Origin of the sequence: Saccharibacillus endophyticus (assembly GCF_013185185.1) — a bacterium.
GTDB lineage: Bacteria > Bacillota > Bacilli > Paenibacillales > Paenibacillaceae > Saccharibacillus > Saccharibacillus endophyticus.
Genome location: NZ_JAAZWE010000002.1, coordinates 85,726 through 101,547, shown reverse-complemented (window position 1 = coordinate 101,547; position 15,822 = coordinate 85,726). Strand labels below are relative to the sequence as shown.

At 50.8% G+C, this 15,822-nt stretch carries 16 protein-coding genes; all 16 read left to right on the top strand.

Translation table 11 applies throughout. From position 1 onward, the window contains the following. Positions 1-15: 15 nt before the first annotated feature. Positions 16-2,049: a flagellar biosynthesis protein FlhA gene (flhA, locus tag HRQ63_RS06310; protein WP_172243313.1), complete on the top strand. Its 2,034-nt coding sequence runs from the start codon at positions 16-18 to the stop codon at positions 2,047-2,049. After that, positions 2,046-3,467, top strand: coding sequence for a flagellar biosynthesis GTPase FlhF (gene flhF, locus HRQ63_RS06305; RefSeq protein ID WP_172240856.1), 1,422 nt, complete (start codon positions 2,046-2,048; stop codon positions 3,465-3,467). Before flhA ends, flhF begins: the two co-directional genes overlap by 4 nt. Then, positions 3,464-4,360, top strand: a complete 897-nt coding sequence (locus tag HRQ63_RS06300; protein WP_037282337.1) for a MinD/ParA family protein — start codon at positions 3,464-3,466, stop codon at positions 4,358-4,360. The genes flhF and HRQ63_RS06300 overlap by 4 nt, the downstream gene beginning before the upstream one ends. Before the next feature lie 33 nt (positions 4,361-4,393). Continuing rightward, a complete protein-coding gene (locus HRQ63_RS06295) occupies positions 4,394-5,866 on the top strand; it encodes a chemotaxis protein CheB (protein ID WP_172240853.1) in 1,473 nt (490 codons plus the stop codon). Between the two features lie 29 nt (positions 5,867-5,895). Beyond that, the gene (locus HRQ63_RS06290; protein ID WP_172240850.1) at positions 5,896-7,983 is read left to right on the top strand and encodes a chemotaxis protein CheA; all 2,088 of its coding nucleotides are present in this window, start codon (positions 5,896-5,898) and stop codon (positions 7,981-7,983) included. A 126-nt stretch (positions 7,984-8,109) separates the two neighbouring features. Further along, positions 8,110-8,571 carry a chemotaxis protein CheW gene (locus HRQ63_RS06285; RefSeq protein WP_037282331.1) on the top strand — a complete coding sequence of 154 codons (462 nt, stop codon included), beginning with the start codon at positions 8,110-8,112 and terminating at the stop codon, positions 8,569-8,571. Between the two features lie 3 nt (positions 8,572-8,574). Beyond that, positions 8,575-9,201, top strand: a complete 627-nt coding sequence (locus HRQ63_RS06280; RefSeq protein ID WP_172240847.1) for a chemotaxis protein CheC — start codon at positions 8,575-8,577, stop codon at positions 9,199-9,201. After that, positions 9,194-9,691 (top strand): chemotaxis protein CheD, encoded by a 498-nt coding sequence (locus tag HRQ63_RS06275; RefSeq protein WP_172240844.1) that lies wholly within the window; start codon positions 9,194-9,196, stop codon positions 9,689-9,691. The genes HRQ63_RS06280 and HRQ63_RS06275 overlap by 8 nt, the downstream gene beginning before the upstream one ends. Positions 9,692-9,693: 2 nt before the next feature. Continuing rightward, a complete protein-coding gene (locus HRQ63_RS06270; RefSeq protein WP_172240841.1) occupies positions 9,694-10,155 on the top strand; it encodes a hypothetical protein in 462 nt (153 codons plus the stop codon). A 2-nt stretch (positions 10,156-10,157) separates the two neighbouring features. Beyond that, a complete protein-coding gene (locus HRQ63_RS06265) occupies positions 10,158-10,946 on the top strand; it encodes a FliA/WhiG family RNA polymerase sigma factor (protein ID WP_037282322.1) in 789 nt (262 codons plus the stop codon). Positions 10,947-11,014: 68 nt separating this feature from the next. Further along, positions 11,015-12,418 (top strand): flagellar assembly protein A, encoded by a 1,404-nt coding sequence (locus HRQ63_RS06260; RefSeq protein WP_172240838.1) that lies wholly within the window; start codon positions 11,015-11,017, stop codon positions 12,416-12,418. Positions 12,419-12,457: 39 nt separating this feature from the next. After that, complete coding sequence (locus HRQ63_RS06255; RefSeq protein ID WP_172240835.1) at positions 12,458-12,775, top strand: hypothetical protein; 318 nt, start codon at positions 12,458-12,460, stop codon at positions 12,773-12,775. Between the two features lie 14 nt (positions 12,776-12,789). Continuing rightward, positions 12,790-13,356 carry a hypothetical protein gene (locus HRQ63_RS06250; RefSeq protein WP_172240832.1) on the top strand — a complete coding sequence of 189 codons (567 nt, stop codon included), beginning with the start codon at positions 12,790-12,792 and terminating at the stop codon, positions 13,354-13,356. Beyond that, positions 13,356-14,081 (top strand): endolytic transglycosylase MltG, encoded by a 726-nt coding sequence (locus HRQ63_RS06245; protein WP_172240829.1) that lies wholly within the window; start codon positions 13,356-13,358, stop codon positions 14,079-14,081. The genes HRQ63_RS06250 and HRQ63_RS06245 overlap by 1 nt, the downstream gene beginning before the upstream one ends. A 254-nt stretch (positions 14,082-14,335) precedes the next feature. Next, positions 14,336-15,034 (top strand): 30S ribosomal protein S2, encoded by a 699-nt coding sequence (rpsB, locus tag HRQ63_RS06240; protein ID WP_037282308.1) that lies wholly within the window; start codon positions 14,336-14,338, stop codon positions 15,032-15,034. 136 nt (positions 15,035-15,170) lie between these two features. Next, the gene (tsf, locus tag HRQ63_RS06235; RefSeq protein ID WP_037282305.1) at positions 15,171-15,818 is read left to right on the top strand and encodes a translation elongation factor Ts; all 648 of its coding nucleotides are present in this window, start codon (positions 15,171-15,173) and stop codon (positions 15,816-15,818) included. Positions 15,819-15,822: the final 4 nt, after the last annotated feature.

The following is a 15,822-nucleotide window of genomic DNA, read 5'->3' as shown; positions in this document are numbered from 1 at the left end:
CGGAGGGAGAAAATGATGAAGAAAACGGACATAGTGATTCTTGCCGGTGTGCTTGGAATCGTTCTGATGATGATTCTGCCCATTCCCACCTGGCTGCTCGATATTTTAATCGTCATCAATATTGCCGTTGCCATGTTGATCATGCTGCTCGCCATGAGCACCAAAGAAGCGTTACAGTTCTCGATTTTCCCGGCTTTGCTGCTGATCACCACGCTTTTCCGGTTGTCGCTTAATATTTCGACGACCAAATTGATCCTGGGCCAGGCGGATGCAGGGTCGGTTGTCGCGACCTTCGGCGAGTTTGTCGCGGGCGGAGAAATCGCAATCGGATTTATCGTGTTCCTGATTCTGGTTGCTGTCCAGTTTATCGTTATTGTCAAAGGTTCTGAACGCGTAGCCGAAGTAGGAGCGCGCTTTACGCTCGACGCGATGCCCGGCAAGCAGATGAGCATTGACGCCGATCTGAACGCCGGCCTGATCAATGAGCAGCAGGCGCGGGAAAGACGTTCTAAAATCGAGCGCGAAGCGGACTTCTACGGTGCAATGGACGGTGCAAGTAAATTCGTTAAAGGTGATGCGATTGCCAGCATCATCCTGCTGATCATCAACTTGGTCGGCGGTTTTATTATCGGGATGACCATTCACGGCATGCCTTTCTCAGACGCGTTGTCGACGTATTCGATTTTGACGATCGGCGACGGATTGGTCAGCCAGATCCCGGCGCTGCTCATTTCTACAGCTTCCGGTCTGATCGTGACTCGTGCCACTTCGGAAGGAAACTTGGCCGATGATGTCGTCGGTCAGCTCTTTTCTTATCCGAAACTGCTTTATATCGTAGCTGCGGCTATCGCGTTGCTCGGCATTTTGACTCCGATTCACTGGTTCTCCACATTGCCTCTTTCGGGTCTATTGTTTTTCGCGGCAAGGCGGATGCAGACCAACCTGAATCAAAAGCAAGTCGAGGAAGAATTACAGGAAGAAGAGCAACAGATCGAAGAAGTTCGAAGCCCGGAGAGTGTGGTCAGTCTGTTGCAGATCGATCCGATCGAATTCGAATTCGGTTATGGTTTGATTCCGCTGGCGGATATGCAGCAGGGTGGAGACTTGCTGGATCGGATCATTATGATTCGGCGTCAATGTGCCCTTGAGTTGGGTCTTGTCGTTCCGGTTATCCGGATTCGCGACAATATTCAACTGAGGCCGAACGAATACGTCATCAAAATCAAAGGCAATATCGTAGGTCGTGGCGAGCTGCTGCTCAACCATTACCTGGCGATGAGTCCAGGCTTCGATGATGAAAGCATCAGCGGGATCGAGACGATGGAGCCTGCTTTCGGTCTCCCGGCTCTCTGGATTGATGAAGCTACCAAAGAACGGGCGGAGTTATCCGGTTATACCGTTGTCGATCCGCCATCGGTCGTAGCAACTCACCTGACGGAGCTCGTGAAGCGTCACGCGCACGAACTGCTTGGCCGTCAAGAAACGAGGGCACTGATCGACAATCTCAAGGAAAGCTATCCGGTATTGGTGGACGAGCTTATTCCTTCCGTATTGGGAATCGGCGATGTTCAGAAGGTGCTCATTAAGCTGCTTAAAGAAAAAATCTCGATTCGCGACATGGTTACGATCTTCGAGACATTGGCAGATTACGGTACGTACACCAAGGACCCGGACATCTTGACGGAATATGTGCGTCAAGCCTTGTCCCGTCAAATTACGCAGCAGTTTACTCAGCAAGGGGAAACGATGCGCGTGATTACGGTAGGACCGAATCTGGAGAAGAAGATTGCGGAAAGCGTACAGCAGAGCGAACAGGGAAGCTATCTGGCGCTTGATCCGGTATCTACCCAAACGGTGTATCAGAAGTTGACCGAGCAAGTGAACCGTGCCGTTCAGTCCGGTCAACAGCCGATCCTGCTTGCTTCGCCGACGATCCGTATGTATATGCGCCAAATTATCGAGCGTACGATGCAGGACATTCCGGTGCTTTCCTATAGCGAGCTTGAACCGAGTGTCGAAATTCAAAGTGTCGGAGTGGTGAACTTATGATCGTAAAGCGTTATGTAGTCGAGACCATGATCGAAGCCATGCAAAAAATTCGAACGGATCTCGGATCGGACGCCGTCATTCTGAGCACCAAAGAAACGAAAGTCGGCGGAGTATTCGGCCTATTCGGTAAAAAAAGATTGGAAGTCGTGGCCGCGCTTGAAAGTGATAAAAAAGAAACGGAGCCTGCTCGGCCAAAAGCCGCAGCGGCTCCGCTCCCCGTTCCGGCGGCTATTCCGCGAAGCGCGGGCGCCGGCGCTTACCGGAAAGCCAGCAATGCAGCGAATCTGCAAAAACCAGATACTGAATCTGTCGAATCTTCTTCTTTGAGTGGGAAAAATGTCGCAGTTTCTTCTTTAAATCAGGGTCTTGAGGACCTACGTATAAAACCTGAGGCCCAATCTTCCGATAATTTGTCTAGTGGGAGCGTTTTGGCGGCGGTCCCATCCAGGACTCCAATTACTCAAGAAGAGCCTGGTTCGACATTGCAAGCTGAGCAGCAGCGCCAATTGGAGCGAAGCATCCGCAACTTCCAAGGCGACGGCATGCCGGCACGGGAAGATCGACTTTATGAAGAACTGCATCAGATGCGCCTAATGATCGACAAACTTTCACGCAATCATGATGAATCGGATCCAATGCCGGAAAATCTGGACAAGCTGCTTGTGCAGCTTAGAGAGCAGCATGTGGATGAAGCATTGATCCAGGATTGGCTGGATCGGGTACGCTCCAAGGAAGGTCCTGCCTTTTCGAATTCTTCGGCCGAGGAGTTTCAGCAGGAGATTCGTACCTTCACCGAGAATCGTGAAGGAGGGGGAATTGGCGACGATACTCGCATTGTTTACATTGCCGGTCCTACCGGTGTCGGAAAAACGACGACGATTGCGAAATTGGCTGCAGAGCAGATGTTCAAGAAAAAGCGGAAAGTCGGCTTTATTACATCGGATACCTACCGGATCTCCGCTATTGAACAGCTTCGAACTTATGCGTCCATTCTCAATGTTCCTCTTGAAGTGGTGCAATCGCCGGGGGATTTGCAGAGAGCTTTTCAGAAGCTTGAAAGCTGCGATCTCATTCTCATGGATACGGCAGGACGTAATTATCGAAATGAGATGCTGGTATCCGAGCTTCAGGCGCTGATCGCTCCCGCCGAGTACAGCGAGACTTATCTCGTGCTCAGCCTCACATCCAAATATAAGGATATGGCAGAAATTACGGATAACTTCAACCAGTACAAGCTCGACAAAGTGATCTTTACCAAAGCCGATGAGACGGGCAGCTTTGGCAGTATTTTTAGCTTGCTCTATCGCTACCCGCTCAAGTATTCTTACATCACGAATGGACAAAACGTGCCTGACGATCTGCTGCTTCCTAGCGGAAACTTGCTCGTTGATGTCCTGCTGGGAGAACAAACGATATGAGTGATCAGGCTGCGGCGCTCAGAGAACTGATTTCTTCGCTCGGAACAGACCCTTCGAGGCAGCGCGACTCCTCCGGCACGCAGGAAAAGACGGCACACATCATTGCGGTCACCAGTGGAAAAGGAGGGGTCGGAAAGTCGAACTTCACTTTGAACTTTGCCTTGGAATTACAGAAACTGGGGCGGAAAGTGTTGGTGTTCGATGCCGACATCGGAATGGCCAATATTGACGTGTTGATGGGTGTCCGTTCCCAGTACAATCTGTTTCATCTGTTGAATCGTGAAAAGAGTATGAGCGAGATTATTCAATCCGGTCCGAATTCGCTTCCTTTTATTGCAGGCGGTTCAGGCTTGACTGAACTATTCTCTCTTTCGGAAGAAGACTTGCTCTATTTTACCCGGCAGATCGAAGAAATCGCACACGACATGGATTACATCCTGTTTGATACCGGTGCGGGATTGTCCAAGGAAACGATTCGTTTCATCACGGCTGCCGACGAATGTATTGTAGTTACGACGCCCGAGCCGACTGCTATTACCGACGCTTACGCATTGGTCAAGGTCGTTCATGATCTGGAACACGCAGCATTGTTTCGATTAGTCGTGAATCGTGCCGTAGATCGTCGCGAGGCCCAGCAGACAGCCGATAAGATTCGGCTTGTTGCGGAAAAGTTCCTTCATTTGGACATTCCTGTGCTTGGCCATGTCAGCGATGACCCGCATGTGAGTCAGGCGGTTAAGAAACAGACGCCTTTTTCTATCCGGTTTCCAAACAGTCAGGCTTCGAAAGACATCCAAGAGCTGGCATCTCGTTACGCGCAACAATCTTTGCAGGTTCGAGCCGATTCGCCGAAAGGATTCAAAAGCTTTGTACGCAAACTATTAAAACGGTGAAACTGATTATGGAGCAGGACAGGAGTTGAAGATATGACACCCTATCGCGTGCTTGTTGTAGACGACTCCGCCTTCATGCGGAAGATCGTATCTGACCTGATTGAACGGGACGTATCATTTTCGGTCGTGGATACAGCCAAAAATGGACGCGAAGCCGTCGAGAAAGTTAGAAAAATCAAGCCGGACATTGTAACAATGGACGTAGAAATGCCTGAAATGAACGGACTGGAATCGCTTAAGCGTATTATGAACGAGTATCCGCTGCCCGTTATCATGTTGTCGGGGATCAATGAAGAAGGAATGCGAGAGACCATCATGGCGCTGGAAGCAGGAGCATTCGACTTTATTCGCAAACCTTCGGTGTCCAACTCGCAGGATATTGAAGGCGTTGGAGAGGCACTGCTTCGACAATTGCACGCAGCTGTGCACGATTCGGCCTGGCGCAAGGACAAGCCTTCTCCGATCGTTGCTGCTCAGGCAGTCGTCGAAGCTCCGACTACGCCTGAACAGCAGCATGAAGAGGCGCCGGAGGCTCCTGCTCGGCGGCAGGAAGAAAGAAGTTTTGAAATACCGCGGCCAAAGGCCGAGTCTTCAGTTCCAGAAAGTCGTCCTCGCAAGGATGCTTCTTCTGGAGAAACATCGGCTCCTGTACAACGGAATGTAGTTCCCGCTTCCAAGCCAAAGCCTTCGGTCACGCCGCCAGCATCTGTACCGCCATTATCTGGCCGACCCGCTATTGCACGCGAAGATAAGAAAATTGCAGCAACACGAACACCCACTCCAGCAGATAAGTCACGCGTAGAAGCCGCAGCCTCTGCACCAAAGCCTGCGGCTTCCGCGCCAAAAAGCCAAGTTCCGGAGCGTAAGGTTCCTGAACGTCAAGTTGCGCCTCCAGCTTCTGGAACCCGGGCCTCCGGTGGTGATCATATCGACCAGATCGTAGCGGTCGGATGTTCAACGGGCGGCCCGCGGGCACTTAAAGAATTGCTTGAAAACATTCCGGCTTCATTCCCCGCTCCGATCGTGATCGTGCAGCATATGCCGCCAAAGTTCACGCATTCGCTGGCGCAGCGTTTAAATACGCTAAGTCCGCTGGAGGTGGTTGAAGCCCAGCATGGCATGGCGCTTCGCAAAGGAACAGCTTACATTGCGCCAGGCGGTCAACATTTGATCGTCAAGCGTTCCGGAAGCGGCCAGTATGCAATCGAGTTGTCTGATGCTCCACCGCAAAATGGTCATAAGCCGTCCGTCGGTGCCATGTTCGATTCACTGTTACCTATGAACGAAATCCGTCGCCATGCCGTGATTATGACGGGTATGGGAAGTGACGGGGCAAAAGAAATGAAGAAGCTTTACGACTCGGGCGTTTCCACCACGATTGCAGAAAGCGAAGAGACCTGCGTAGTTTACGGCATGCCTCGCTCGGCCGCCGAATTAAACTGTGTTATGCACCTGCTTCCTCTGCCGCAAATTGCAACGAAATTAAACCAGGTCGTCAAATCTTAACTGCACTTTAATGGAGGAGGTGTCTCGCAATGGACATGAACCAGTATTTATCCATGTTTATTGATGAGTCGAATGATCATCTGCAATCGTTGAATGAAAAAATGCTGGAATTGGAAGGAAGCCCGGAAGACATCAGTATCGTGCAAGTCATTTTCCGCTCGGCGCATACGCTGAAAGGCATGGCTGCTACGATGGGCTTCGAAGATTTGGCTGCTTTGACTCATCAGATGGAGAATGTTCTCGATTTAGTTCGTAATGACAAGCTGAAAATGCAAAACTTTATTTTTGATACCTTGTTCAAGAGCTTGGATGCGCTTGAAGCCATGGTACAGGATATTACGCAGGGCGGCGAAGGCAAGGCCGACGTATCCGCGATCGTGACATCGCTGCAAGCTATTGTGCGCGGCGAAGTTCCAAACGAAGACGGAGCATCCGGTAATGCCGGTTCAAACGCGCCGGCGGCATCCGCGGAAGCTGCCATTTCCAAAGAGCAGATTCAACTTGACGAATTCCAACATTCGATTCTCGAACAGTCGCTGGCAGCAGGACATCGCGTGCTCTATATCGAAGTTTCCATTCGGGAAGATTGCCAACTGAAAGCAGCGCGCGCCTACATGGTCTTCGACTTGTTGGAACGCAGCGGGGAAGTCGTCAAATCGCATCCTACCGTACAGGAAATCGAGCAGGAGAAATTCGATCGCAGCTTCTCCCTGTATTTCATTACCGAGAAGGATCCGGAAGAACTGCGTACCATGATCCTGAACCTGTCCGAGATCGAAGATGCAAAGCTGGTTTCCATCGATTCTGATACGCTCGCCCAACTGGCTGAAAAGCTCGAGAAGGAAGAAGAGGAAGCTATCGCTGCTCCTGTCACCGTTGAAGCCGCGCCGGTGGCGGAAGTTGCGGCGGAAAAAGCATCGGCCGATGACAAACAACCTGCTGCTGCCAAGAAAGTTGTGGCTGCGCCTTCCCGCACGATTCGGGTCGATATCGAGCGTCTGGACGTGCTGATGAATCTGTTCAGCGAACTGCTGATCGACCGTGTTCGTCTGGAGCAGTTGGCGACAGAAATCAAAAGCCAGGAATTGACGGAATCCGTCGAGCATATGGGTCGCGTAAGCAGCGACCTGCAAAACATCGTCATGAAACTCCGGATGGTCGCCATCGATACCGTCTTCAACCGCTTCCCGCGGATGGTACGGGATCTTGCGAAGTCACTCGGCAAAAAACTGGATCTGGTAATCACAGGTGCCGAGACCGAACTCGATCGTACCGTTATCGATGAAATCGGTGATCCGCTGGTCCACTTGTTGCGTAACTCTGTTGACCACGGCATTGAATCGATCGCAGAGCGTGTTGCAGCAGGCAAGCCGGAGACGGGTACGGTTAACTTGCGCGCCTTCCACAGCGGCAACCACGTGTTTATCGAAATCCAAGACGACGGTAAAGGCATCGACCGAAACAAAGTTCTGGCTTCGGCGCTCAAAAAAGGCGTCGTAACCGAAGACGAGTCCAGATCGATGACCGACGAACAAGTCTATCAATTGCTGTTCGCTCCGGGATTCAGCACGGCCGAAGTCATTTCGGACATTTCGGGCCGAGGCGTGGGCCTTGACGTGGTCAAGTCCAAAATCGCTACACTCGGCGGACATGTTGCAGTTACCTCCACGCTTGGCGAGGGGACTCTGTTCTCTGTTCAACTGCCGCTGACTCTGTCCATTATTTCCGCCATGATGATTCGCCTTGGCTCCGAAAAATATGCGATTCCGTTGTCCTCGATTGTCGAGACCGGCATCATTCGCAAGGAGCAGGTTCGCAATGTGCACGGAAGCAAGCTGATTCCTTATCGCGATGCGCATATCCCGTTGATGTCGCTAAGCAAATTCTTCGATGCTGCGGACTACAGCGAAGAGGATGAAGAGGAAACGGAAATCGTCGTGATCCGCAAAGGAGATCGACTGGCTGCATTGGCTATTGATTCGTTTATCGGGCAAAACGAAATCGTCATCAAGAACCTGGGTAAATACCTGCCGCAGGTTCAGGGGATTTCCGGCGCGACCATACTCGGGGACGGCCAAGTCGCTCTGATTCTCGATCCAAATGCGCTCATCAAATAATTGAAGCGAAAGGCTTCGGTTTTAGACGATTCACCGCTTGGTATCCGGAGGAAAAAGCAATCTGCATACCAAGCGGAGCATTCTATGCGCTCAAGGGGCCAAGGCTCAATAAAGGGGGATTTTTTTGTGGCAGAACAAATTAAGGTAATTGTGTTTGCATTGGGTAATGAAGAGTACGGTATCGACGTTGATAAAGTGCGTACGATTGAACGCATGATGCCGATCACCCGCGTGCCGAAAACCTACTCGTTCATCAAAGGAGTTATCAACCTGAGAGGCGTGGTCATTCCGGTTATCGACCTGAGAGGACGCTTTAATCTCGAAGAATCGGAATATACCGATCAGACTCGAATCATCATCGTTGCCGTCGGGGACATGGAAGTCGGCTTCATCGTCGACGCCGCGAACGACGTGGTCGATTTGGATCGGGACAACATCGATTCGCCGCCGGAAGTCGTCGGAGGAGTCAAAGCCAAGTATCTGGACGGCGTAGCCAAGGTTGGCGAAGATCGTTTGCTGATCATGTTGAATCTGGCAGAAGTACTGAATCGGGGTGAAGTGGCTCACCTTGAGCAGTTGGAGGACTAAGGCATGGAAATCTTTTCGAAGCTGGAAGGATTTAAACTTGACGTACTGAAGGAAGTCGGCAATATCGGTGCGGGTCACGCTGCCACGGCGTTATCGCAACTTCTGAATAAACCGATCGATATGGCCGTTCCCAAAGTACAGATTCTTCCCTTCGAAGACATTGCGGAGAAGGTAGGCGGCGCGGAAAAAATCGTATTGACGGTTTTCTTCCGCGTTGAAGGGGATGCGCCGGGCAATCTGTTCTATATCATGGGACCCGAAGCCGGCAAGTCGTTGCTTCAGCGTTTGGGAGCCTTTGAACCGACAGAAGGATTTGAGTTGACGGAGATGGAACAGTCGGCACTGGGTGAAATCGGCAACATTTTGGCCGGTTCCTATTTGTCCTCGCTGGCCGATTTCACTAACCTTGCCATGTCGCCTACCGTGCCTGCGCTTGCATTGGATATGGCGGGCGCGATCCTGAGTTACGGCATGATTCAATTCGGGGAGATGGGTGACGCCGCACTGTTGATCGACACGACGTTTGTACAAGGCAACGATGAGGTTGAGGGGCAGTTTTTCCTCATTCCGGATCCGGAATCGTTTGATAAAATCTTTACGGCGCTTGGAGTTCCGCTTGACAATGACTGACGAAAAAAATCTGGTCAAAGTTGGCATGGCTGATCTGAACGTAGTCGGGAATTCCGGAATTCTTCGCACCACGGGACTCGGTTCTTGCGTCGGTTTGACGCTGTACGATCCGCAGATCAAAGTAGCCGGTATGGCTCACGTCATGCTTCCTTCATCGGATATTGCGCGTGAAAGCCAGATTAATGTTGCGAAATATGCAGATACTGCCCTTCCTGTACTGGTCGATAAATTGGTCGATCTTGGAGCTTCCAAGCGAAGACTGATTGCCAAGATGGCAGGCGGTGCGCAGATGTTCGCTTTCGCAGGTAGTGGAGATACGATGCGCATCGGGCCCCGAAACGTCGAATCTTGCAAGGAAATGCTGAAGAAGCTGGGAATTTCCTTGTACAGTGAGGATACGGGAGCTAATTATGGCCGAACGATCGAAATCAGTTCGGAAACCGGAATTTTAACTATACGCAGCGTTCAAAAAGGGGTAAAGGAATTGTAGCGATGAAGGGAACCATACGAGTCAATCTGATATTCGCTTTGATCGGATTTGTTATTACGTTTTTATTTGCGGTCCGAACCAACCTTCCCGTAACAAGCCTGATCCGGGGAGGAATCGGAGCGGCGGTCTGGTTTCTCTTGGCGTTTCTTTTTCGCATCGTGTTCGGCGCGCTTGAACCGCTGCCGAAAGATAAGGAAGGCAGCGGCTCTTCGGAGCCGGGGGCTGCTTTGGACGACGACGTTCGAGGAGCTAGATTAGATCTGGTCACGCCGGATGAAAACGACCAACTGAATGATTTACTGAAGCCGGATGCGGATAAGACTCGGGTAACCGAAGAGCGAACGGGCCAGATGGATGACTTTCAGCCGCTTAATCCGCCAAAGTTGGTATCAACGAAAGAAAAAGATCCCGAAGAACTGGCGAAAGCCGTACGTCATCTTACAGAGGATGAAGGAGGGAGATAGCAATGGATGAACGCAAATCCGGTCAGTTGAATCACCTGGATTTATGGATCCGCTGGAAAGAGCATAACGATGTCGAAGCAAAGAAGAAACTGATCGAGAATCACTTATCCATTGTCGATTACGTCTCTTCGCGGCTCGCGGTGGGACTCCCGAAAAACGTTTCCAAGGACGATCTGGCCAGCAATGGAGTCATGGGCTTAATCGATGCGATCGAAAAGTTCGACTACAAGCGCGGCTTGCAGTTCGAAACGTATGCCTCCTGGCGAGTACGCGGTGCCATTCTTGATGGACTGCGACAGGGGGATTGGGTTCCGCGTTCCGTTCGGGAAAAGGCGAAGAAAATCGAGGAAGCTTATCAAAAGCTGGAGCAGGAACATATGCGAGGCGCTTCAGACCAGGAAATGAGCGAGTTTTTAGGCATATCGGAAAAGGAATTCCAACAGATGCTTCAAGACGTTTCCGTTATGTCGCTTGTTTCGTTGGAAGATCCGATACGGGAAGAGGAGTCGGAGACCCGTTTATCCGTCATGGTCGACGAAAAAGCCAAAAACCCGGATCATAAAGTCAATGAATTCTACTTGAAGGAAGCGTTGGGAAAAGGCATCGAAAAGCTGACGGAAAAAGAGCGGATCGTCATTTCGCTGCTTTATTACGAAGATCTGTCGCTTAGCGAAATTGCCGAAGTCATGTCGCTTTCTCCTTCACGGATTTCGCAATTGCATTCCAAGGCGATACTGCGTCTGCGCGGAACGCTGGATAAACAAAAAAGCCTGCTTATGCAGGATCGTTAATGTCGGATGGGAAGCGGCCGGGGGGCATCTGGCCATCGACAAGCAAATGTTGAAAAGAGGGGTTGTCCGTGGTTGAGCATTTAGCTTTGGACCGGCACCTTGCCGTTTCGTTCGAAGCGTCCAAAATGTCTGCACACTTGCGTTTTGTAAAGCCGGAGGAGGGCTTTGCATGCACGGAAGAAAGCTTGAGACAGTTTTTGAACGACCAGAACGTTCGCTTCGGTCTGATCGACGAAGCTATTGGCAGGTTTGTCGCGTCACCGGCTAGTTACTTTTTTGAAGAAATCGAAGTTGCTCGCGGTATTCCGGCAGTGGATGGTCAAAATGGTTATATCGAGTTTATGTTCGAAAAAGAAGATGAAGCGAGACCTATGGAGCGGGAAGACGGTCGAGTGGATTATAAAGAATTGATTCGTTTGAAAAATGTGGGTAAGGGCCAGCTGTTGGCTCGCCGACACCCATCCCGGCCGGGGACGCCGGGAACCGGCGTGACGGGAGAAGAGATCGTGTTCAAACCCGGCAAAGAAGCACGTTTCAAAATCGGAAAAAACGTCGTGACGGACGAAAATCATACATCGCTGTACGCCACGATCGAAGGCATGGTCAGCCGTACCGATAACGGAAAGATCAATGTATTCACCGTTTATGAAGTTCATGGCGACGTCGATTACAGCAGCGGCAATGTAGACTTCGTAGGCACCGTTGTCATTCGGGGAAGCGTACTTCCCGGGTTTCGCGTAAAAGCGGCCGGCGATATTCGCGTGCAAGGGGGCGTGGAAGGCGCCGAATTGTATGCGGACGGTTCGATAGAAATTACCGGAGGCGTGATCGGTTACCATAAAGGAATTGTCAAAGCGGGCATGAATGTCAAAAGTTCGTTTATCCAGGACGGTAACGTTGAAGCCGGCGAAGACATTATCGTTTCGCAGAGCATCATGCATTCCGAAGTCAGAGCAGGTAAAAATGTCATTTGCAGCGGTACGAAGGGTTTGATTGTCGGCGGCCATATCCAAGCCGGAGAAGGCGTTACCGCACGTACAATCGGCAATACGATGGCAACAGCCACCGCAATCGAAGTAGGCGTTCTGCCGAATCTTCGCAACGAATTGGCGGACCTACATAAAAGAATGCGGGAAACCGCTGATAATATGCAAAAAACGACCCAGGCGTTGGGACTTCTCGATCAGATGGCTTTGGCGGGAACTTTGGGCGCGGACAAGCTTGCGCTACGTGCCAAACTCAGCGTAACCAAGCGTCAGCAAGAACAGGAACGCTCGCATTGCAAAGAACGTATTTTTGAAATTGAACACATTCTTGAAGATACAGGCCGTGCTCGCGTGGTCGTGAACGATACCATTTACGGCGGTGCGAAGATTGTGATCGGTCGGTACACGAAATTTATGAAGGAAACCTCGTCACGGGTGTCATTCCAATACCTTGAAGGCGATATCGTGATGTCTGCCAATCGCTGAGTATCTGATTCTGTCTATTAGGAATAGGGGTGTCCAATCATGAAAGCGATCGAAGTTCAATTATCGGTACATCGCGCTCCCGAAACAAGTCGCATGCAGCAAGAACAATTGCAGCGCCCCTTGATCGATCAGGCTCAGCTTGCCGGGCAGGCAACTGCGGAGATCGAGCGATCCCGGCATCGCAGCGCGCCTACGACAGAGGCTGCTGATACCCAAATCCGCAAAGATGCCGAAGGAAACAATCAGCACGATTCGCATGGAGGGGGAGGACCTGAGCAGGGTGAACCGGAAGCCGAAGCGCGCACGGTTGCGGCTCCCCATCCTTTTAAAGGAAAACATTTGGATTTGTCGCTGTAAGAAAGGAACCTGAGATGAACGATGCCTGGCTTTATGTAATGCTGCTCGGTGCCGCGGCCGTCGTGTATGCCTTCTTGATTCCGAAAGAAAAGTCGGCCAAACAGGCTTCCGGTAGTGATCGCGTTGTGCAGCAAGTCGAGCAAACGCTCGAACAGTACATGGTTGAAATGGAAAAAGAAAATGACGATCTCGTGAATTTGCTGGTTCAGATCAGGCAGGAAACGGGAGCTAAACAATTGGCACTCCAGGAACAATTGGGCGATATGCGCGGACGTCTGGCCGAAATGGAACGTACCGCGGGTAAGCACGAAGCCCGTATTGAACAATTGTCGTCTGTCGATCCGCGTGCTACCCAAGAAGCGGCTATACAACTGAGAAATGAATTGTTGGAAAATGCTGCAACCCTATCGCCATCGCCGGAACCGCAGCCCGAGCCGGAAGATTCTGTTCGCCATCGCTATCCTCAATTATTTGAATTGCATGACCAGGGCAAATCAGTTGATTTCATCGCCAAAGCGATTGGGCTTCAGCGCGGCGAAATTCAGCTGATTTTACGTCTGGCAAAGAGGGAGGAAGCGTAGTGTTCAAGAATCGCTCATTTATGCTTGGATTGGGAATCGGTATTATTACGGGCGCGTTGCTGCTTCAATTGATGTTGCTTGCTCAAAGCGGAAGACCGACTTCACCTGCCGATGCAGAGTCGACGAACGAAGTGCAGACTAACGCTCCGGCAGGTGAAGAAGAACAACCTGCAAAAGAGCAACCGGCCGACTCATCCGATCCCGAAGAGACACCGACAGAGGAGTCCCAGCCTCAGGATTCCGCGGAAGAACCTACCGAACCTGAAGCCGCGGTACCGACCGAGCCGGATTCTGAAACAGCAGAAGCACCGGATGCGGGTCAAGCTCCTGTATCATCAGAGCCGGAAGAACCGTCTTCCGCGACGACGGAGGCGCCTTCGGCACCGACTGAACCTACTACAGATACGGCTGCGACGGGTTCAGAGCAGCCTGCTCAAGCCCCGGCAGCGCCGACCGAGCCGGAAGCGTCGACGGATGTGCAACCTCAACGGTCTAATGCAATGGAATCTTCGAATGTCTCATTCGAAATTGAACGCGGCATGAACCTGAAGGCTGTCTCGCAAGCGCTTGCGAATGCAGGGGTTGTCGACGATGCTGTTGCTTTCCAACGTCAGGCAGCGGAAGCTGGAGTGACCGGCAAGCTGCAAATCGGCAACTATTCGTTTAAATCCGGAGATTCTTACGCGGATATCATTCGTGAGATTTCTACGCCAAAAGAAGAATAGTATGTACCCCGACCGTCAATTTTTAGAAAAAATTGGCGGTTTTTTGATGCAGAAAAAAGAAGCGAGTGAAACATTCAAAATAATAACCCTTAGGGATTGCGAAGTAAGGTCTATTATGATAAACTAAACAACGGTGTTAAAACACACGCTGATTAATTCTGCGGAAGGTGCTTCGCCCGGGGCGGAGTCTCCACAGGAAATGATTTCAGCGGAGGTACATCAAAAAAACCAAACCCATAGGAGGTGTATGGAGAATGGCAGTTATCTCCATGAAACAGCTTCTCGAAGCTGGCGTACACTTCGGTCACCAAACTCGTCGTTGGAACCCGAAGATGGACCGTTACATTTTCACAGAAAGAAACGGTATCTACATTATCGACTTGCAAAAAACAGTCAAGAAAGTTGACGAAGCGTACAACTTCGTTAAAAACTTGGCTGGCGAAGGCGGTACGATCCTGTTCGTAGGTACGAAAAAACAAGCTCAAGACTCCGTTAAAGAAGAAGCGGAACGTTGCGGCATGTACTTCATCAACCAACGTTGGCTCGGCGGCACGCTGACTAACTTCCAAACGATCCAAAAGCGTATCGATCGTCTGAAAAAGCTTGAAGCTTGGGAAGAAGACGGTACATTCGAAGTTCTGCCTAAGAAAGAAGTTATCTTGCTTCGCAAAGAGAAAGATCGCCTCGAAAAATTCCTGGGCGGCATCAAGAACATGAAAAAACTGCCTAGCGCGCTGTTCATCATCGATCCTCGCAAAGAGCGTATCGCGGTTGCAGAAGCACGCAAGCTGAACATTCCGATCGTAGGTATCGTTGATACAAACTGCGATCCGGACGAAATCGACTACGTAATCCCGGGCAACGACGACGCGATCCGCGCCGTTAAACTGCTGACGGGCAAAATTGCGGAAGCCGTTATCGAAGCAAACCAAGGCGAACAAACAACTGCATAAGTCCGGCGGCGTCAGAATCGGCGCTTAGCTTACGGATCGGCAGAGTTAAAAAAAGAGGGTGGTTGGTGGTGAATAGCCTCTTAACCGCCCTTTTTTTAGGAGTAAAATACCAATACTTATCTGGAGGGAATCAACAATGGCAGTAAATGCGAGCGCAGTAAAAGAACTTCGCGAAAGAACGGGCGCAGGTATGCTCGATTGCAAAAAAGCACTGGAAGAAACAAACGGCGATATCGACAAAGCGGTAGACGTTCTTCGCGAAAAAGGTTTGTCCGCAGCAGCGAACAAAGCAGGTCGCGCAGCTACCGAAGGTACGGTTGAATCTTACATCCACGCAGGCGGCCGTATCGGCGTTCTGGTTGAAATCAACTGCGAAACCGACTTCGTCGGCAAAACCGACCAATTCAAAAACTTCGCGCGCGACATCGCCATGCATATCGCTGCAGCAAGCCCGCTTTACGTTCGTCGTGAAGAAGTGCCGGCTGAAGTCGTAGAAAAAGAAAAAGAAATCCTGAAGGCTCAAGCTCTCAACGAAGGCAAGCCTGAAAAGATCGTTGAAAAAATGGTCGAAGGCCGCGTAAACAAGTACTACGAAGAAAACTGCCTGCTTGAGCAATCCTTCGTTAAAGATCCGGACAAAACGATTTCGCAACTGCTGAACGAAAAAATCAGCACGATCGGCGAAAACATCTCCATCCGTCGTTTTGCTCGTTTCGAGCTTGGCGAAGGTCTGGAAAAGAAAGTCGATAACTTCGTAGAAGAAGTTATGGCTCAAGTTAAGTAATTTT

Bases quoted from the DNA above. Each gene is read 5' to 3' on its own strand.
- HRQ63_RS06265 (WP_037282322.1), top strand. From the start codon at position 10,158: ATGGATGAACGCAAATCCGGTCAGTTGAATCACCTGGATTTATGGATC.
- HRQ63_RS06250 (WP_172240832.1), top strand. From the start codon at position 12,790: ATGAACGATGCCTGGCTTTATGTAATGCTGCTCGGTGCCGCGGCCGTC.
- HRQ63_RS06255 (WP_172240835.1), top strand. From the start codon at position 12,458: ATGAAAGCGATCGAAGTTCAATTATCGGTACATCGCGCTCCCGAAACA.
- HRQ63_RS06270 (WP_172240841.1), top strand. From the start codon at position 9,694: ATGAAGGGAACCATACGAGTCAATCTGATATTCGCTTTGATCGGATTT.
- flhA (WP_172243313.1), top strand. From the start codon at position 16: ATGAAGAAAACGGACATAGTGATTCTTGCCGGTGTGCTTGGAATCGTT.
- HRQ63_RS06280 (WP_172240847.1), top strand. From the start codon at position 8,575: ATGGAAATCTTTTCGAAGCTGGAAGGATTTAAACTTGACGTACTGAAG.
- HRQ63_RS06295 (WP_172240853.1), top strand. From the start codon at position 4,394: ATGACACCCTATCGCGTGCTTGTTGTAGACGACTCCGCCTTCATGCGG.
- HRQ63_RS06290 (WP_172240850.1), top strand. From the start codon at position 5,896: ATGGACATGAACCAGTATTTATCCATGTTTATTGATGAGTCGAATGAT.
- HRQ63_RS06300 (WP_037282337.1), top strand. From the start codon at position 3,464: ATGAGTGATCAGGCTGCGGCGCTCAGAGAACTGATTTCTTCGCTCGGA.
- tsf (WP_037282305.1), top strand. From the start codon at position 15,171: ATGGCAGTAAATGCGAGCGCAGTAAAAGAACTTCGCGAAAGAACGGGC.
- flhF (WP_172240856.1), top strand. From the start codon at position 2,046: ATGATCGTAAAGCGTTATGTAGTCGAGACCATGATCGAAGCCATGCAA.
- rpsB (WP_037282308.1), top strand. From the start codon at position 14,336: ATGGCAGTTATCTCCATGAAACAGCTTCTCGAAGCTGGCGTACACTTC.
- HRQ63_RS06275 (WP_172240844.1), top strand. From the start codon at position 9,194: ATGACTGACGAAAAAAATCTGGTCAAAGTTGGCATGGCTGATCTGAAC.